Source organism: Streptosporangium sandarakinum, assembly GCF_050942225.1.
Classification (GTDB): Bacteria; Actinomycetota; Actinomycetes; order Streptosporangiales; family Streptosporangiaceae; genus Streptosporangium; species Streptosporangium nondiastaticum.
Map to the genome: position 1 here is coordinate 7992813 of NZ_CP192034.1, position 18196 is coordinate 8011008.

The window sequence follows — 18196 nt, forward strand, 5'->3', positions numbered from 1 at the left end:
AAGGTATCGAGATAGGCGTCCGAGAGTCACCTTTTGTCACAGTCGTAACCTCGGTCACCGCGTCAGAGCTCGGGCGGCAGATGGAGCAACATCCGCGTGTTTCCCAAGGTGTTCGGCTTGACGTGCTCCAGATCGAGGAACTCGGCGACGCCTTCGTCATAGGAGGCGAGCAATTCGGCGTAGACCTCGGGCGAGACGGGCGTGCCCTGGATCCGCCGGAAACCGTGGCGGGTGAAGAAGTCCACCTCGAAGGTGAGGCAGAAGACCCTCCGCAGGCCGAGCTCGCCGGCCGTGCGGATCAGCGCCGAGACGATCAGATGGCCGATGCCCCGGCCCCGGCACTCCGGATCGACGGCGACGGTGCGGATCTCGGCGAGGTCCTCCCACAGGACGTGCAGCGCCCCGCAGCCCACGACGGCCCCGTCCCGCTCGGCCACCCAGAACTCCTGGACGTCCTCGTACAGGGTGACCGTGGCCTTCTCCAGCAGCCGCGGCCCGGCGCCGCCGTAGGTGTCGACCAGCCGCCGGATCGCCCGCACGTCCGGCGTGCGGGCGCGGCGGACCGTGATGCCAGCGAACCCGGCGGACCCGGCCGTCGTCCCGGTTTCGCCCTCCCGGGCCCCCGGCGCCGGGGAGTGTCCTGCAACCTGCTCCATGACCGATCAGCGTACGTCCTCGGCGTACCCCCATTACGGTCCAGCCGTAACTTCGGTCACAACGGCACCGCCCGGCGCACGGCGTCACCGCCGTCCCGCCCGGCCGGAAACGCCGGTGACGGCGGCCATTCACCCTCGGCATGGACCGGGAACTGCGATGACATAGGCGGTATGCCGCTCGGAGCGGCATAGGTCCAGGTTGACAGGTACCTGGATCATGAAAGTATGTGATCTGCCCGTGACTTTCCGGTTGTGAAAGCTCTACCGAGTTTGTGGTTCTGGTTGAGCATGAACCTCCAATTGCACTAATGTCCGTGCTCGATGTCAGCGTCCCCCGAAAAGCTGACCCGCCGAATCCCCGGACCCGGGGAGCCGGGGACCCACCCTCCACGCGTCCCCAGGGGTGAATCCGAGCCGCCACCGGCGCGCTCGGTAGGGCTGCCTCCGGCCCGAACCCGACAGCTAACCCGGTAGGCGGCCACGAGAGGAGCCTGTTGGTGAAGCGCATGCCGAGCCGTGGCAGTAGGCGTCCGGCCGGACACGTCCCGATGCGGGAGCACGCCTCCCGCCGCCTTCCCGGCCGGGCGGCGTTCATCGGGTTGGCGCTCACCCTCCTCGCCGTCGGCGCCCCCTTGACGTCCGCCGGCGCGGACCCGAAGCCCGACCTCCAGCAGCTCGCCAAGCAGGTCGAGAAGCTCCACGTCGAGGTCGAGACGCTCAGCGAGCAGTACAACGGCGCGCGGGTGAAGCTCAAGCAGGCGCAGCGCGCCGCCGAGGTGGCCAAGAAGAACCTGTCCGCCAGCGAGGCGGAGCTGGAGTCCCGGCGCGCCAAGGCCACCCTCCTCGCGCAGAGCGCCTACATGTCGGGGGGCCTGGGCTCCACGCTCGCCTTCACCCAGTCGAGCGACCCCGACTCCTTCCTCGACCAGGCCACCACCAGCTACGCCCTCCAGCAGCGGCAGAGCGAGGAGGTCGCCCAGGTCGCCCGGGCGCTCAAGGTCGCCGAGCAGGCCCGGGCCGGCGCCACCGCCCGGTCCGCCGAGGTCAAGAAGCTCCTGGGGGAGCTCGGCGACAAGCGCTCCAAGATCGAGCGCCTGGTCGGCAAGTTGGAGGGCAGCCTCTACCGGGAGGTCCGCGACCGCGCCGAGAACATGCGCGGCCGGGCCACCAGGCTCAGCGTTCCGATCGTGGGCCAGGGCAAGGCCGCCGAGGCGGTGCGCTGGGCGCTCACCCAGCAGCTCAAGCCGTACGTCTGGGGCGCCGAGGGGCCCAACTCCTTCGACTGCTCGGGCCTGGTCATGTGGGCCTACCAGAAGGTCGGCATCAGCCTGCCCCACTACACCGGTGACCAGTGGACCGCCGGCACCCACGTCTCCCGGGACGACCTGCGCCCCGGCGACCTGGTCTTCTTCTACAGCGACCTGCACCACGTCGGGATCTACGTCGGCGCCGGCCTGATGATCCACGCCCCGCAGACCGGCGACGTGGTCCGCATCGCGCCCATGGGCAACCGGCCCTTCGCCGGGGGCGTGCGCGTCGCCGACTGAACCCGGCCGGACGTACGGATCGAACCCGGCCGGACGTACGGCCGAACCCGGCCGGGTCCACGGCTGAGCCAGCCGGGCGTAGGACGTCAGATCAGGCGGCGGCGGGCGGCCCAGGCCACGGCCTCGATCGCGGTCGCCACGCCGATGCGGTCGCAGATCCCGCGCAGCCTGCGCCGGACCGTCCTGCCGCTGATGTCGAGGCGGCGGCCCACCCTGTCGACGGTGACGCCCTTGGCCAGCTCGGCCAGGAGCACGAGATCCTCCTCGCTGAGATCGATATCCTCCGTACCCGAAAGGCTTTCGCCGCGGCGGGAATCCACTTCCGGATATGCCATCTAGCCACTCCCCCCGCAACGGGACTCAGGCGTGAGCACGCTGGAATCGATGTCGCCCGTCAGGAACGGTAAACGCCCCGTTCAAAGGTCGTCAAGCTCTGCTCTTCATAGAGGTGATGCGCACTATTGACAGAGCAGGCGTTACATGAAGTACTCATGATATGTCGGGCCCATTGTGATTAAGAGGCGGCCGGCCCGGAAGTCGTGCCGCCGAACCGCCGTCGCGTCCGAGGTCATCGCCATGATCCGCCCCGCGGAACCGTGCCGCGGGCCACGCCCCGGAGCCGTCCGCCGGGACGAGCCGTACGGCCGCCGCACTCCGCATTTCCCCGGAAAAACGACCTGCTCGGTGTGCGTCGCGCATCCCCGTCGACCGCGGCCCCTCGGCCGCGTCCCCTGACGGCGCCGAGAAAATCACCGGGCAATGGATGTCGGATGAAACCGGCTTTCCGGCATTCCCCGGGGGCCGGATCGCCCGTCATCCGGATCGTCGGCGAAATGACGCCTCCGCGCCACGGGAAGCCACGGCAGGCACGAGAAGCCAGGGGAAGGTGCGGGAAGCCGGGGGAAGACGCGGGAAGGTGCGCCGGAAACCATCGGGCGACCGGGGCTCCCGGGCAACGGAACGAGCCCGCGGTCCATGGGGACCGCGGGCTCGTCCGGCGGGACCGGCCGGCCCAACCGGGCCGGCGACGCTCAGCCGGTGGGCTTGACCAGCGGGAACAGGATGGTGTCGCGGATATTCTTGCCGGTGAAGGCCATGACGAGGCGGTCCACGCCGACCCCCACGCCACCGGTGGGCGGCATGCCGTACTCCAGGGCGGTGAGGAAGTCCTCGTCGAGCTGCATGGCCTCGGGGTCGCCGCCCGCGGCGAGCAGCGACTGCTCGGTGAGGCGGCGGCGCTGCTCGATCGGGTCGCTCAGCTCCGAGTAGCCGGTGCCGAGCTCGGTGCCGAACCCGATCAGGTCCCACTTCTCGGTGAGCAGCGGGTTGTCCCGGTGCGTCCGGGCCAGCGGGGAGGTCTCCAGCGGGTAGTCCATGACGAACGTGGGCTGGATGAGGGTGTGCTCGACCAGCTCCTCGAAGAGCTCCTGAACGAGCTTGCCCTGACCCCACTTCGGATCCCAGCGGATGTCGCGCGCGTCGGCGAGCTTGCGCACGTGCTCCAGCGGCGTCTCGGTCGTCACCTCCTCGCCCAGCGCCTCCGAGACCGACCCGTAGACGGTGATCCGCGGCCACTCCGGCAGGCTCAGGTCGATCTCCTGCCCCTCGTGGACCACCACGGAGTGGCCGAGCGCGGCCACGACCGCGCTCTGGATCATCCGCTGGGTCAGGTCGGCGATGCCGTTGTAGTCGAGATAGGTGCCGTAGGCCTCCATCATCGTGAACTCGGGGTTGTGCGTGGCGTCCGCGCCCTCGTTGCGGAAGTTGCGGTTGATCTCGAAGACCTTCTCGATGCCGCCCACCACGAGCCGCTTGAGGTAGAGCTCGATCGCGATGCGGAGGTAGAGCTCCATGTCGTAGGCGTTGATGTGCGTCTTGAACGGCCGGGCCGAAGCGCCGCCGTGGATGCGCTGCAGCATCGGCGTCTCGACCTCGAGGTAGCCCTCGCCGTGCCAGAAGTCGCGGATCGCCCGCACGACGGCGCTGCGGGTGTAGGCCATCTTCCGCGCCTCGTCGTTGACGACGAGGTCCACGTAGCGCTGGCGGACCCGCGCCTCGGGGTCGGTCAGGCCGACGTGCTTCTCCGGCAGCGGGCGCAGGCACTTGGAGGTGATCGCCCAGCGGTCGGCGAGGATGGACAGCTCGCCCCGGCGGGAGGTGATGACCTCGCCCTCGATACCGATCTGGTCACCGAGGTCGACGTCGCGCTTCCACGCGGCCAGGGATTCCTCACCGACCTTGTCCAGGGAGATCATGACCTGGAGGTCGGCGGAGCCGTCGCGGATGGTGGCGAAGCAGAGCTTGCCGCCCGTCCGGGACAGCATGACGCGGCCGGTGACGCCCACTTTGTCGCCGGTCGCGGTGTCAGCGGCGAGATCAGCGTATTTTTCGCGGATCTCGCCGTTGGTCGCGGTACGCGGGAAGGTCACCGGGTAGGGATCGACACCCTCGGCGCGGAGGCGGTCGAGCTTCTCCCGGCGCACGCGCATCTGCTCAGGCAGATCGTCGGCTGGGTTCGTCAGGTCAGCGGTCACACAGCCAAGGGTACCGATGTCCGGCTAGGAAACGTTTCTGTTATAGATCAGCCTGAGCCCGATCAAAGTGAGCCACGGCTCGTGGACGTCGATCGAGCGGGCCTCCCCCACCACGAGCTGCGCCGCGCTGCCGGTGGCGACGACCGTGACCTCGTCGGGGTCGTCGGCCAGCTCGGCCGCCATCCGCTCGACGATCCCGTCCACCTGCCCGGCGAAGCCGTAGATGATGCCGGCCTGGAGCGCCTCGACGGTGTTCTTGGCGATCACCGAGCGCGGCCGGACCAGCTCCACCTTGTGCAGCTGCGCGCCGGCCGCCGCCAGGGCGTCCACCGAGATCTCGATGCCGGGCGCGGTGACCGCGCCGACGTACTCGCCCTTGGCGGAGACGGCGTCGAAGGAGGTCGCGGTGCCGAAGTCGACGATCACGCAGGGCCCGCCGTACAGGTTGATGGCGGCGAGCGCGTTGACGATGCGGTCGCTGCCGACCTCCTTGGGGTTGTCCATCCTGACGGGCACGCCGGTGCGGACGCCGGGCTCGACGATCACGGCGTTGACGTCGCCGTAGTAGCGGCGGCACATCTCCCGCATCTCGTTGAGCACCGACGGCACCGTGGAGCAGATGACGATGCCGTCGACGTCGGTGCCCTTGAGCAGCGGCGACTGGCCGAGCAGGCCCTGCAGCACCACGGCTATCTCGTCGGCCGTGCGCCGGGCGTCGGTGGCGATGCGCCAGTGCTCGATGACCTCCTCGCCCTCGAACAGGCCGAGAACGGTGTGGGTGTTGCCGACGTCGATGGCGAGCAGCATCAGTATCAGTTCCCTCGAAGGTCCATGGCGATGTCCAGCGCGGGCGCCGAGTGGGTGAGCGCGCCCACGGCGAGGTAGTCGACGCCGGTCGCGGCCACCTCGCGCGCCGTTTCCAGGGTCAGACTCCCGCTGGACTCCAGTCGTGCCCTGCCGCCCACCAGTCGTACGGCCCGCGCCAGGTCTTCCACGCTGAAATTGTCCAACAGGATCTCCTCGGCTCCTTCGGCGAGCACCGGCTCGATCTGGTCGATCCGGTCGACCTCGACCTCGATCGGCAGCCCGGGGTACGCGTCGCGGACGGCCCGGAACGCCTCGGCCACCCCGCCGGCGGCCACGACGTGATTGTCCTTGATCAGGGCGGCGTCCGAAAGCGACATGCGGTGGTTGACCCCGCCGCCGCAGCGGACGGCGTACTTCGCGAGCGCCCGCAGGCCGGGCAGGGTCTTGCGGCTGTCCCTGATCCGCGCGCCGGTGCCCGCCACGGCCTCGACCCAGCGGCCGGTGAAGGTCGCGATGCCGGAAAGGTGGGTGAGCAGGTTGAGGGCGGTCCGCTCGGCGGTCAGCAGGTCGCGGGTGGGGCCGGTGACGGTCATGAGCACGTCGCCGCGGGATACCCGCTCACCGTCCTTGACGCGGCGCTCGACCACGACGTCGTCCCCGCCGACGCGGAAGAAGACGGCCTCGGCGAGGGCCAGCCCGCAGACCACCCCGTCCGCGCGGGCCACCACGTCGGCGGTGTCGGTACGGCCGGCGGGGATGGTGGCGGCGCTGGTGACGTCGCCGGCCTCCTGGAGGTCCTCCCGCAGCGCGGCCGTGACGACCGCCTCCGCCTCGGCCGGGTCGAGGCCCGCCTCGGCCAGGTCGGCCGCCAACCGCGGCGGCAGCCCGGTCGCGCGCCGCTCGTGGGGCACGTACGTCATCGTCATTCCCTCCGATGTCAGGGTCAGGTCCAGGTGGCCCAGCCACCAGGCATCATTCCGGTCGGGGAAGTCCTCGCGCCAGTGCGAGCCGCGGGTCTCCTCCCGGTTGCGGGCCGCCGCGACCAGCGCCGACGCGACGGTCAGCAGGTTCGTGGCCTCCCACGACTCGGTGCACGGCTCGACCGCCACCGGGGTCCACCGCGCGCCCAGCAGGGCCCTGGCGACCTCGGTCAGCGACTCCTCGCCGCGCAGCACGCCCGCGCCCCGGCTCATGTGCGCCTGGATCCGGGAGCGGGTCCGGGGGTCGGCGAGGCCGGACGGCCGCTCGTCGGGGACGGGGACGCCGGGCGCGGGCCGTACGGCGTGGATGTCGGCGGCGATCCGCTCGGCGAAGACCAGCCCTTCGAGGAGCGAGTTGGAGGCCAGCCGGTTGGCGCCGTGCACGCCGGTGCAGGCCACCTCGCCGCAGGCGTACAGGCCCGGCACGTCGGTACGGCCGCGCAGGTCGACGCGGACGCCGCCGCTGGCGTAGTGGGCGGCGGGCGCGACCGGGATGGGCTGGGTCACCGGGTCGATGCCGTGTTCCAGGCAGACCGCGTGGATCGTCGGGAAGCGGTTGCGCCACTTGTGCTCGCCGAAGTGGCGGGCGTCGAGGTACATGTGGGAGGCGCCGGTCTCGCGCATCCGCCGCATGATCGCCTTGGCCACGACGTCGCGGGGGGCGAGGTCGGCCAGCTCGTGAACGCCCTGCATGAAGCGGGTGCCGTCGGCGTCGACGAGCACCGCGCCCTCGCCGCGGACCGCCTCGGAGATCAGCGGCTGCTGGCCGGTGGCCTCCTCGCCCAGCCAGAGCACGGTCGGGTGGAACTGGACGAACTCCAGGTCGCGCACGACGGCTCCGGCCCGCAGTGCGAGGGCCACGCCGTCGCCGGTGGAGACGACGGGGTTGGTGGTCACGGCGTACACCTGGCCCATGCCTCCGGTGGCCAGCACCACGGCGCGGGCCCGGACAGCACCCACACCGTCGCGCTCGCCCTCGCCCATGACATGGAGGGTGACCCCGGCCGCCCGGCCCTCGGCGTCCTTGAGCAGGTCGAGCACGAGGGCGTGCTCGATGACCTCGATCGCCGACTCCCGGACCGCCTGCACCAGGGCCCGCTGCACCTCGGCGCCGGTGGCGTCGCCGCCCGCGTGGACGATGCGGTCACGCCGGTGGCCGCCCTCGCGGGTGAGCTGGAGCCCGCCCGCGGCGTCGGTGTCGAACCGCGCCCCGGTGGCGATCAGCCGGCGCAGGGCGTCCGGGCCCTCGGTCACCATGGCCCGCACGGCCTCGGTGTCGCAGAGACCGACGCCGGCGAGGAGGGTGTCGGACAGGTGCTCCTCGGGGGTGTCCCCGGGGTCGAGCACGGCGGCGATCCCGCCCTGCGCCCAGCGGGTGGACCCCGACGACAGCACGTCCTTGGTGACGACCAGGACCCTGGCGGCGGGGTCGAGGGCCGCGTACCGCAGGGCCAGGGTCAGGCCCGCGACGCCGGAGCCCACCACGACCACGTCGGCCTCGACCGTCCAGCCCGGGGAGGGCGCGGTCAGCCTCTGGGGGATGGCCGGGATCGTCATTGCCGCCTCCTTGTGGGATGGGTAAGGCACCTGATTTCGTCAATGTGACGATAACGGGTGCCGGGCGATGCTTCTTCCCCGGGGTGCCCCCAACGCCGACCCACGGCCTCCTCGGGGCGCCTCCGCACCTGGCCCGCAGACCCCTCGGGACACCTTCAGCCCCGGCCTGGGCCCCTCGGGACGTCTCCACCCCTGGTTCACAGAGGGTCTTTCATGGGATGATCAGATGATCTTTTCTCATCGAGGCCCTCCCGGAAGGTCCGAGCGAGGCCCGTCGCCCCTGGAGGTCCGTCATGCGCCAGCCCGTCACCGTCGTGACCGGAGGCAGCCGCGGCATCGGCGCCGCGATCTGCGCCCGCCTCGCCGCCGACGGCCACGACGTCGTCGTGGGCTACCGCTCCGACGCGGCCGCCGCCGAGGCCGTCGCCGAGACCGTCCGCGCGGCCGGCCGCCGCTGCCTCACCGTCCCGTCCGACACCGCCGACGAGACCTCCGTGGACCGCCTCTTCGACGCCGCCGCCGAACTCGGCCCGGTCACCGGGCTGGTCAACAACGCCGGGATCAGCGGCGGCAACGGCCGCCTCGCCGACGCCGACGCCGAAGGCATGCGCCGCGCGCTGGAGGTCAACGTGCTCGGCTACCTGCTGTGCGCCCGCCGCGCCGTACGGGACATGTCGCGGACCGGCGGCGGGGCGATCGTGAACATCTCCTCGGCCGCGGCCACCCTCGGCAGCCCCGGCCAGTACGTCCACTACGCCGCCACCAAGGCCGCCGTGGACACCATGACCGTCGGCCTGGCCAAGGAGGTCGCCGCCGACGGCATCCGGGTCAACTGCGTGGCCCCCGGCATCATCTGGACGGAGTTCCACGCCGACCCGCAGCGCCCGGCGAAGCTCGCCGGCACCATCCCCATGGGACGCGCCGGACAGCCGGAGGAGATCACCGGAGCCGTCTCCTGGCTGCTCTCGGCCGACGCCTCCTACACGACGGGGGCGATCCTGCGGGTGGCGGGAGGCATGTAGGGGCCTCCCCCGGATCCGGCGAACACCACCGACCCTCAGATCACCGGTGCGCCGGGCGGGGACCGTACCGGCGGTCCCACCTGGCCCGCCCGGCCGGAACCGTTCACCGCCGTCGCCGTCGCCGACATGGGCGGATTCTCCCCGGAGGCCGACGCTTGACCTCGTAAGCTAATTGCATTAGCTTTCAGGCTATGGAGATTACCCGAGAGGGACGGACGATGACCGAGACGCTGAAGGTCGACGGCGGCGAGATCGCGTACCGGGTGGCCGGGGAGGGCCCGCTGGTCGTCCTGTCACCCGGCATGGGCAACGGCATGGAGGCGTACCGCTTCCTCATCCCCCGGCTCACCGCCGCCGGATACCGGGTCGCGGCCGCCGACCTGCGCGGGCACGGCGAGTCCACGCTCGGATGGTCCTCCTACACCCGTACCGACACCGCCGGCGACCTGATCGCGCTGATCGAGCACCTGGGCGGCCCCGCCGTGATCGTCGGCCACTCGTTCTCCGGCGGCGCGGCCACCATCGCCGCCGTGCGACGACCCGACCTGGTCGGCGCCGTCGTCGAGATCGGCCCGTTCACCCGCCCGCAGCGGTTCGACCTCGGCGGCCTCCTGCGCGTCCGCCGCCACCGCGCGGGCATGCTGCGGCTCCTGGGCGCGACCATGTTCAAAAGCCCCGGCCTGTGGAAGAGCTACCTCGACGTGGCCGTCCCCGGGGTCAAGCCCGCCGGCTGGACGGACTACCTCGCCTCCCTGGAAGCCGACCTGCGCAGGCCGGGCCGGATGGCCGCGGTCGCATCGATGGGCCTTGCCGCCCCGAACGACGCCGGCGAGGCCCTGCCGGAACTCCGGTGCCCCGCCCTTGTCATGATGGGCGACCTCGACCCCGACTGGGCCGACCCCGAGGCCGAGGCCCGCGCCATCGTCGACACCCTGCCGGAGGGACAGGGGTCGTACGTGATGATCGAAGGCGCCGGGCACTACCCGCACACCCAGTTCCCCGAGGAGGTCGCCGCCGCGATGCTGCCTTTCCTGAAGGAGCACACCCGTGCCTAGGGCCTCCCTGTCCCGAGAGACCGTCGTCGGCCTCGCGCTGCGCGTCGTGGACGAGGAGGGCCCCGCCGCCCTCACCCTGTCGGCGGTGGCCGCCCGGGCCGGGGTGGCCACGCCGTCCCTGTACAAGCACGTGCGGAACCTGGCCGAGCTGCGCGAACTCCTCTCCGCACACGTGATGGGCGAGATCTCGGCCCGCATCGGCGACGCCGTGCTCGGCCGCTCGGGCGACGAGGCCCTGCACGCCCTGATGGCCGCCTGGCGCTCATACGTCCGGACCCACCCCGGCCGCTACGCGGCCATGATCCAGAGCCCGCAGCCGGGCGTGGCCGAGGCGGGAGAACGCCTGGTGGACGTCATGTTCGCGGCCCTGCGCTCCTACGGGCTGACCGACTCCGAATCGGTCCACGCGGTCCGCTGCCTGCGCTCGGCCGTACACGGCTTCGTCCTGCTGGAGGCCGCGGGCGCGTTCGGCCTGCCCGAGTCACTCGACGACACCTACGAGCTGCTCACCCGTATGATCACCGCCGGCCTGCGCGCGCCCCGGCCCTGACCTCGGAACGTCCCGTACGGAGATCGGGACCCCGAACGCCGGGAGGCACGGCTCGTCACCGCGTGGAAGGACCCGGACCACGGCCGGTCCCGGAATCCGCGGTGACCGGAAGCCCGAGACCCGCCGAAACGCCTACGCCGGGACGTGCCGCTCGTCGCCGCGCAGGAGGTCCTCGGCCCCCGGGACGACCGGATCCGGTGCCTCGGCGGGGTCGTGGCCCAGGCCGGTGACCCGGTTGCCGCGGTCGACGTGGACGATCCGGGGCCGGAAGCTCCGCGCCTCGGCGTCCTCCATCTGGCCGTACCCGATGATGATCACCAGGTCGCCCACGTGGACGAGCCGGGCGGCGGCGCCGTTGATGCCGATGATCCCCGAGCCGCGGGGGCCGGGGATCGTGTAGGTCACCAGCCGGGCGCCGTTGTCGATGTCGACGATGTGCACCTGCTCACCGGGGAGCAGTCCCGCGGCGTCCAGCAGGTCCTCGTCGATGGTCACCGATCCCACATAGTGCAGGTCGGCCTGGGTGACGGTGGCCCGGTGGATCTTGGAGGTGAGCATGGTCCGAAGCATGCCTCGAAAGCCCTTCCGTACGGTCGCGCCGCCCCGTGGCGTGCACGCCTGATGCGGAATATATCCGAGCCCGCCCAGGGCTCCGCCCGGCCGCGTGCCCCGTTCCCGGCCGGCCCCCACGGCGAGGCGGGACCGGGAGTGCCACCGAGGCCCGCGCCCGGGAAGCGCACGGCGGCGTCAGAGCGTGACGGTCACGTTGTCGATCAGCCGGGTGGAGCCCACCTTCGCCGCCACGGCCAGGATCGCCTCCCCCACGTGGTCGTCGCCGACCTCCTCGAAGGTGGCCGGGTCGACCAGGATGAGGTAGTCGAGGGACACCGCCGACTCACCGTCCAGCACCTCCCGCGCTGCCCCGCGGATCTCCGCGGGCGTCCGCCGCTCCGCCCCCGCGAACAACGCCCGGGACAGGCTCAGCGCGGCCCGCCGGTCGTCGTCGGACAGGTAGCGGTTGCGGCTGGACAACGCCAGGCCGTCGCCCTCGCGGACCGTGGGACCGCCGACGACCGCGACCGGCACGTCGAGGTCGGCGACCATCCGGCGGATCATCGCGAGCTGCTGGGCGTCCTTCTGGCCGAACACCGCCACGTCCGGCCGTACCAGGTTGAACAGCTTGAGCACCACGGTCAGCACGCCGTCGAGGTGGCCCGGCCGGAAGGCGCCCTCGGCGACCGTGCCCATCCGCCCCGCCGACACGCCGACCTGCCGGTCCGGCAGGTACATGTCGTCGGCGGAGGGGGCGAACACCACGCTCACCCCCTCGGCGGCGCACACCTCCAGGTCCGCGTCGAACGTCCGGGGATAACGGGAGAAGTCCTCGTTCGGGCCGAACTGCAGGGGGTTCACGAAGACGCTCACGGCCACGTGGTCCGCCTGCTCCCGGGCCAGCCGCATGAGCGAGCGGTGCCCCTCGTGCAGCGCGCCCATCGTCGGCACCAGTGCCAGCTCGGCCGTACCCCGGGAGATCCCGCCGTGCGCCCCGAGCGCCCGGCGCACCTCGGCCAGCTCGGCGCGGTTACGCGCCACGATCACGTCCATATGTTGCCTCCCAGCGCGTCCAGGAGGCGCTCGGCGGCCTCGGGCTTGAGCAGCCCGGCCGCCAGCGCCCGGTCCGCCGTGAGCCTAGCGAGCGCCACATAGGCGTCCGCCGCCTCGGGGGCGGCCAGGATGAGGGCGTCGATGTGCTTGCGCACCGTCCCGGCGTCCCCGCGCACCACCGGCCCGGTCAGCCCCGCGAGGCCGAGCCGCAGCACGTTGTCCAGGGCGGCGCCCAGCAGCGGGCCGAGCATCCTGCCCGGCTGCTCCACGCCGATCCGCCCCAGGAGGTCGGCGGACTCGGCGATGAGCGTGACCATGTGGTTGGCGGCGCCGGCGAGGGCGGCGTGGTAGAGCGGCCGGTCGGAGTCCTCGATCCAGACCGGCTCGCCCTCCATCTCGATGACCAGCGCCTCGGCGACCGGGCGGAGCGGGCCGGGCGCGGTGACCCCGTAGGAGATGCCGACGAGGCGGCGCAGGTCGTCGTCCCGGCCGGTGAAGGTCATCACCGGGTGGAGCGCCAGCGGCAGCGCGCCCGCCTCGGCGGCCGGGTCCAGCACGGCCAGGCCGTACGCGCCGCTGGTGTGGGCCACCATCTTGCCGCGCAGGTCGGCGCCGGTGCCGGCGAGGCCGGAGACCAGGCCCGGCAGGACGTCGTCGGGGACCGTCAGCAGGACGAGGTCGGATTGCGCCACCACCTCCTCGGGGCGGGACGGGGCGACGCCGAGCCGCTCGGCCGCCCGTTCCCTTGAGGAGTCGGAGACGCCGCTCGCCGCGACGATCCGGTGGCCCGCCCGCGCCAGGGCCGCGCCGAGCGCCGAGCCGACCCGGCCCGCCCCGACCACCCCGACGGCCAGGCGCGCCGGATGATCACCTGCGTCCATGTTGTCCCGTCCTTGACCGCATCGGGGGCTCCGTGTCCAGTTGACCAGAGTAACGGGCGTGGCTTTCCCGCCCACGCACCGGCACGTGCCCGCACGCCCGCGCCGTACGGCCGCACGCTCAGTGGATCACCGGTCCGCGGTCCGCCGAACCCGTACGTCACACGTCCCGGTGATCATCGATCCACGGAACCCGCCGGACCTGTAGCGTCGTGAGCGTGTGGCTCACCTGGCGCGTCGCGATGGAGCAAGCGCTCTACGGCGAGAACGGCTTCTACCTGCGGGAGCGCCCCTCCGGGCACTTCCGGACCTCGGTCGGCGCCTCCCCCGTCTTCGCCGAGGCGGTGCTGCGCCGGCTGGTGGCGGTGGACGACGCGCTCGGCAACCCGCCGGTGGTCGACCTGGTGGACGTCGGCGCCGGGGAGGGTGAGCTGGCCGCCGGGGTGCTCGCCGCCGCGCCGCCCGGCCTCCGCGAGCGACTGCGGGTGACCGGGGTGGACCTCGCATCTCGGCCGCTCTCGCTCCCGGCGGAGATCCGGTGGGCGCACGCCGTACCCGGCGGCATCCGCGGCCTGGTGATCGCCAACGAGTGGCTGGACAACGTGCCCCTGGACGTCGCCGAGCAGACGGCGGACGGTCCCCGGCTGGTCCTGGTGGACCCGGCGAGCGGCGCGGAACGCCTCGGGGATTCCCCCTGCGACGCCGACCTCGCCTGGCTGGCCCGCTGGTGGCCGATGCACTCGCCCGGTGAGCGGGCCGAGATCGGCAGGCCGCGCGACGAGGCGTGGGCCTCGGTGATCGTACGGCTGGCCGCCGGGGAGGCCGTCGCGGTCGACTACGCGCATTTCCTGGCCGGGCGCCCGCCGTACGGCACGCTGACCGGTTACCGCGACGGATCCCTGGTCCCGCCGGTGCCGGACGGGTCGTGCGACATCACCGCCCACGTGGCCCTGGACGCCTGCGCGGCGGCCGGGGAACGCGCCGGGCGCGCCGGAGCACGAGACGCCGGCGCCGAGGCCAACGGAGGCGCCGGGGGCGTCGGGGGCGTCGTCACGACGCTGACCACCCAGCGCCGGGCCCTCCTGGATCTCGGCGTCACCGGGACCCGCCCACCCGTCGAGCTCGCCCACACCGACCCGCGCGGCTATCTCCAGGCCCTCACCAGGGCGTCCCAGGAGGCGGAGCTGATCGCCACGGGCGGTCTGGGCGACTTCGGCTGGCTGGTCCAGTCGCGCCTCTGAGCGGGCCGACCGGCCCTGGCTCACCCCCGAGTGTGCCGGTCAGACCTGACTCGTCCCCGAGCGTGCCGGCCTTCTCCGGCTCATCCCCGAGTGGGCCGGCCTTCTCCGGCTCATCCCCGAGTGGGCCGGCCTTCTCCGGCTCGTCTCCGAGCGGGCCCCGCCGATCCTGTCGCGTCGACTGAGCCGTCCCTCCCCTCCGGTGCCGACCGGGTCACCCGGCCCCTCCGGTCCCGCCTGACCGGCTTTCCAGGGACCTCGATTTTCAGGAACCTCGGTTTTTCCGGGAACCGGGGATCGGGCCCGTGGCAATCACCGGTGTCATGACAGACAGCGAGAGGCACCAGATGCGACAGGAGAGCCGAACGGCGACGCCACCTCGGCCCCCGGACCCGGAGGAGATCGACGACGCCGCGGTGATCGCACGATCCCGATACGAACCCGAACGGTTCGCCGTGCTGTTCGCCCGCCACGCCCCGGCGCTCAAGCGCTACGTCATCAGGCGGCTGGGCCAGGACCCGGCCGAGGACATCGTCGCCGAGACCTTCACGCTGGCCTTCCAGCGCCGGGAGTCGTACGACCCGGCCTACGGCGACGCGCGGCCGTGGCTGTACGGCATCGCCACCAATCTCATGAGGCGCCACCGCCGCCAGGAGATCAGCATGTACCGGGCGCTGAGCCGCACGGGGACGGACCCGGTGGTCGAGCCGTTCACCGACGAGGTCGACCGGAGGGTCACCGCGGACGGGCAGCGACGCCGGATCGCCGCCGCGCTGGCGGGCCTCTCCCGGCCGTACCGGGACGCGCTGCTGCTGGTGACCTGGGGCGACCTCAACTACGAGCAGGCCGCGCTGGCGCTCGGCGTCCCGGTGGGAACGGTGCGCTCGCGGATCAGCCGGGCCCGGGAGAGGCTGCGCCGGGCGCTCGGCGGCATGGACCCGGCCATCGAGAGCGAGAGGAAGATCGGATGAACGAGATCGAAATCGTCAGGAACCTGCGGGACGAGGTTCCGCACCGGCCCGACGTGCACGCGGAGGAGCGCCGCCTGCTCGCCGAGATCCGCGGCGGCTCCCCGTCCCCCGGCCGACGGCCCGCGCGCCTGGCGTTCCGCCCGCGCTGGGGTCTCGCCCTGGCCGGGGCGGTCCTCGTGGCTGGCGCCGTGGTCGCGGTCCAGGCCGGCGGGATCGGGGAACCGCGGGACCGGCCTACCGTCGCCGGGCCTTCAGCCGACCGGCCGCCCAGCGCGGCCGTCGTCCTTGAGAACGCCGCGCTCGTCGCCGCCCGTGCCGAAGCCGCCGACATCCGCCCGGACCAGTGGGTCTACCGCAAGGAGTCACAGCACTTCCCGCACGGTGACCTGCCGACGTTCGAGATGTGGGCCCGGATGGACGGGCAGAGAACGGCCGTCCGGGAGGAGGGCGGGGAGCTCAAGATCGGAAAGGGGGAGAAAGGACCGATGAACCCCGCCACGACCCAGCGCGACGTGGACGCCCTGCCGACCGATCCGGACGCGCTGCTCGCCCACTTCCGCGGCATGGATCGGGACATGTCCCCGCTGTCGATCTGCCAGCCCAACTGCCCCGCCGGGACCGAGACGGACGTCAAGGCGTTCGGGACGATCGGGTGGTACCTCAAATTCGGTCCCACGATCCCTCCGGAGAAGACCGCGGCGATGTACCGGGCCCTGGCGAAGATCCCGAACGTCAGGATCGAGGAGAACGCCACGGACGGGGACGGCCGCCCGGGGATCGGCGTCGTGCTCGACCTCGGACCGGCGGGCAAGGGGTACTACATCCTCGACGCCCGGGACTACCGCTACCTCGGTACGAAGGTCGTGACCGGCGACGACACCGCCGCCATGTCGGTGCTGGGCTCCGGCGTCGTCGACGAACCCGGGCAGACACCCTGATCGGACACGACGAACACCGGTGAAGGGCGCCCCGGCCGGGCGCGACGGTCGCGGGGGCGGCGTCGGACGGCGGGGGCGCGTCCGTCCCGTACGGTCATGTCCGTCCCATGTGGCATGTCCGTCCCGTGTGGCGTGTCCGTCCCGTACGGCGGGTGCGACAGATGTGGCGGGCGCGGTGGTCCCTCAGGCGCCGACGGTCCCGTCGATGCCCTCGCGGAGGAAGTCGGCGTGCCCGTTGTGGCGGGCGTACTCGTGGATCAGGTGCAGCATCACCAGCCGCAGCGAAACCTTCTCACCCCACCTGGGGTTGTACGCCGTCACGTCGAGCGACTCGGCCTCCCGCTCGATCCGGCGGGAGTGCTCGACCTCCGCCCGCCATGCGTCGAACGCCTCGGCGCGGGTGGCCGTGCTCGCGTCGTAGGCCACCTGGTAGTCACCCTCGTCCGACCAGACGAGCGGGATGTCCTCGCCGTTGATGACCTTGCGGAACCATGTGCGTTCCACCTCGGCCATGTGGCGCACCAGGCCGAGCAGCGAGAGCGTCGAGGGCGGCATCGACCGCCGCCGCAGTTCCTCGTCGGACAGGCCGTCGCACTTCATGGCCAGCGTCGCGCGGTGGTAGTCGAGGAAGGCGCGCAGCGTCTCGCGCTCCCCCGCGGTCAACGGCGGACCGATCCGCTCGGTGATCACTGCCCACCCCTTCCGATCGTCGGTTCCCCGGCGCCGGGCCGTACCGGCTCCGAACACCGGAACGCGCCACGCCGCCCTGGGAGAACATAGCGGCACGCCGTCGGCGCCCGGGACACCCCGGACGCCGTTCCGGTGCCTTCCGGAAGGTTCAGTCGGGGATGGCGTAGGTGTACGACCACACGAACCGGCTCGCAGCGTGCACACCACGCGCGTACTCGACCACCTGCCCGCCGGCCGTACGGGTGACGCGCCACACCTCCACGACCGGTTCCCCTGACGGAAGATCGAGAAGGAGCGTCTCCTCGGCGGTGGGCATACGCGCCTGGATGTCCTCGGTGATCTCATGCGGGGGAAGACCCCGGTCGGCCAGCACACGGAATCCGCCGCCCGGTCCGGCGATCCCCGGTGATGGATCGACCAGAGGCGTGCCCTCGACATGGGCGGGGAGGTAGTACGAGGTCATCGTGTGAGTGGGAATGCCGTCACGGGTCATGACACGTGCCCGTTCGTACACCGGAGATCCCACCTCGACACCGAGCGCGGCGGCGACCGGTTCGTCGGCGGCGACCAGGGACACGTCCTGCGTCTGGTGCCCCTGCTGCCGGGTGGAGTCACTGCCCGGGACACCGGTGGCGAACGCCTCGACGCCGGTCTGCTCCCAGCGGTGCCGCGCGTAGCGATCCGGTCCCAATCGGCGGATCGGATACGCCTCGCGCACGTAGGCGCCCGAACCGTGCCGGGTGACCACCAACCCTTCGTTTCTGAGCAGGATCAGTGCCTTGCTCGCCGTACTGCGGGAAACGTCGTAACGCTCGGCGAGATCCCGGACGGAGGGCAACTTCGCTCCGGCGGGCAGACGACCGGCCGCGATGTCGTCTCGCAGATCGGCCACGATGCGCTGCGCGGGTGACTGAGGATCTGGGTGCATATGGGCACCCTACCGAAGTGTCGTAGGCCATTTCCTTGACGATAAGCCTGACCAGCCCTAACTTTGGGTGTCCTACGACACTTATACGGACCCGCCAGGACGCTCGCAACGCCTGACGGGCCCTTGATCAGGAAGTGACTCCTGACCCATGACGAACACTAGTGCTTCGGTGCTCGACCGGGCCGTGGCCGGTAGATGCGGTTGTTTCGCAGACGAGCCGCCGATGCCGATGGGGTGTGC

At 71.9% G+C, this 18196-nt stretch carries 17 protein-coding genes and 1 riboswitch; of the genes, 7 read left to right on the forward strand and 10 right to left on the reverse strand.

What is annotated here, in order from left to right; genetic code table 11:
* Positions 1-62: 62 nt before the first annotated feature.
* Positions 63-656 (reverse strand): amino-acid N-acetyltransferase, encoded by a 594-nt coding sequence (locus ACQP10_RS36665; RefSeq protein WP_346018460.1) that lies wholly within the window; start codon positions 654-656, stop codon positions 63-65.
* Positions 657-994: 338 nt separating this feature from the next.
* Positions 995-1148: riboswitch (cyclic di-AMP (ydaO/yuaA leader) on the forward strand.
* Positions 1149-1162: 14 nt separating this feature from the next.
* On the opposite strand from ACQP10_RS36665, the gene ACQP10_RS36670 reads away from it, so the two are divergent.
* Complete coding sequence (locus tag ACQP10_RS36670) at positions 1163-2203, forward strand: C40 family peptidase (protein WP_346019692.1); 1041 nt, start codon at positions 1163-1165, stop codon at positions 2201-2203.
* A gap of 86 nt (positions 2204-2289) precedes the next feature.
* On the opposite strand, the gene ACQP10_RS36675 is transcribed toward ACQP10_RS36670, so the two are convergent.
* The 4 genes from ACQP10_RS36675 to ACQP10_RS36690 all read right to left on the reverse strand — a co-directional run bounded on the left by ACQP10_RS36675 (position 2290) and on the right by ACQP10_RS36690 (position 8081).
* Complete coding sequence (locus ACQP10_RS36675) at positions 2290-2457, reverse strand: LuxR C-terminal-related transcriptional regulator (protein ID WP_362799447.1); 168 nt, start codon at positions 2455-2457, stop codon at positions 2290-2292.
* A gap of 777 nt (positions 2458-3234) precedes the next feature.
* Positions 3235-4737 carry a bifunctional lysylphosphatidylglycerol synthetase/lysine--tRNA ligase LysX gene (gene lysX, locus ACQP10_RS36680; protein WP_346018459.1) on the reverse strand — a complete coding sequence of 501 codons (1503 nt, stop codon included), beginning with the start codon at positions 4735-4737 and terminating at the stop codon, positions 3235-3237.
* Positions 4738-4761: 24 nt separating this feature from the next.
* On the reverse strand, positions 4762-5544 hold the full coding sequence (locus ACQP10_RS36685) for a type III pantothenate kinase (protein ID WP_346018458.1): 783 nt from the start codon (positions 5542-5544) through the stop codon (positions 4762-4764).
* A gap of 5 nt (positions 5545-5549) precedes the next feature.
* Positions 5550-8081: an L-aspartate oxidase gene (locus tag ACQP10_RS36690; protein ID WP_433540562.1), complete on the reverse strand. Its 2532-nt coding sequence runs from the start codon at positions 8079-8081 to the stop codon at positions 5550-5552.
* 293 nt (positions 8082-8374) lie between these two features.
* Between ACQP10_RS36690 and ACQP10_RS36695 the strand changes: the two genes are divergently transcribed.
* From ACQP10_RS36695 to ACQP10_RS36705, 3 genes are all read left to right on the forward strand, one after another.
* Positions 8375-9103, forward strand: coding sequence for an SDR family NAD(P)-dependent oxidoreductase (locus tag ACQP10_RS36695; RefSeq protein WP_433540563.1), 729 nt, complete (start codon positions 8375-8377; stop codon positions 9101-9103).
* A 218-nt stretch (positions 9104-9321) separates the two neighbouring features.
* The gene (locus ACQP10_RS36700; protein ID WP_433540564.1) at positions 9322-10158 is read left to right on the forward strand and encodes an alpha/beta fold hydrolase; all 837 of its coding nucleotides are present in this window, start codon (positions 9322-9324) and stop codon (positions 10156-10158) included.
* Positions 10151-10708 carry a TetR/AcrR family transcriptional regulator gene (locus tag ACQP10_RS36705; protein WP_390003863.1) on the forward strand — a complete coding sequence of 186 codons (558 nt, stop codon included), beginning with the start codon at positions 10151-10153 and terminating at the stop codon, positions 10706-10708. Before ACQP10_RS36700 ends, ACQP10_RS36705 begins: the two co-directional genes overlap by 8 nt.
* A gap of 132 nt (positions 10709-10840) precedes the next feature.
* Here ACQP10_RS36705 and panD read toward each other — a convergent pair whose 3' ends face one another.
* From panD to ACQP10_RS36720, 3 genes are all read right to left on the reverse strand, one after another.
* A complete protein-coding gene (gene panD, locus ACQP10_RS36710; protein ID WP_179822006.1) occupies positions 10841-11278 on the reverse strand; it encodes an aspartate 1-decarboxylase in 438 nt (145 codons plus the stop codon).
* Between the two features lie 177 nt (positions 11279-11455).
* A complete protein-coding gene (gene panC, locus ACQP10_RS36715) occupies positions 11456-12313 on the reverse strand; it encodes a pantoate--beta-alanine ligase (protein ID WP_433540565.1) in 858 nt (285 codons plus the stop codon).
* Positions 12304-13194, reverse strand: coding sequence for a Rossmann-like and DUF2520 domain-containing protein (locus ACQP10_RS36720; protein WP_346018452.1), 891 nt, complete (start codon positions 13192-13194; stop codon positions 12304-12306). The genes panC and ACQP10_RS36720 overlap by 10 nt, the downstream gene beginning before the upstream one ends.
* Positions 13195-13403: 209 nt before the next feature.
* Here ACQP10_RS36720 and ACQP10_RS36725 point away from each other — a divergent pair, with 209 nt between their 5' ends.
* The 3 genes from ACQP10_RS36725 to ACQP10_RS36735 all read left to right on the forward strand — a co-directional run bounded on the left by ACQP10_RS36725 (position 13404) and on the right by ACQP10_RS36735 (position 16338).
* A complete protein-coding gene (locus tag ACQP10_RS36725; protein WP_433540566.1) occupies positions 13404-14432 on the forward strand; it encodes an SAM-dependent methyltransferase in 1029 nt (342 codons plus the stop codon).
* Between the two features lie 320 nt (positions 14433-14752).
* Positions 14753-15400, forward strand: coding sequence for an RNA polymerase sigma factor (locus tag ACQP10_RS36730; protein ID WP_390003874.1), 648 nt, complete (start codon positions 14753-14755; stop codon positions 15398-15400).
* Positions 15397-16338, forward strand: a complete 942-nt coding sequence (locus ACQP10_RS36735) for a CU044_5270 family protein (protein ID WP_346018450.1) — start codon at positions 15397-15399, stop codon at positions 16336-16338. The genes ACQP10_RS36730 and ACQP10_RS36735 overlap by 4 nt, the downstream gene beginning before the upstream one ends.
* 183 nt (positions 16339-16521) lie before the next feature.
* Here ACQP10_RS36735 and ACQP10_RS36740 read toward each other — a convergent pair whose 3' ends face one another.
* Positions 16522-17028 (reverse strand): DinB family protein, encoded by a 507-nt coding sequence (locus ACQP10_RS36740; protein WP_433540567.1) that lies wholly within the window; start codon positions 17026-17028, stop codon positions 16522-16524.
* A gap of 148 nt (positions 17029-17176) precedes the next feature.
* Positions 17177-17956, reverse strand: coding sequence for a GntR family transcriptional regulator (locus ACQP10_RS36745; protein WP_433540568.1), 780 nt, complete (start codon positions 17954-17956; stop codon positions 17177-17179).
* Positions 17957-18196: the final 240 nt, after the last annotated feature.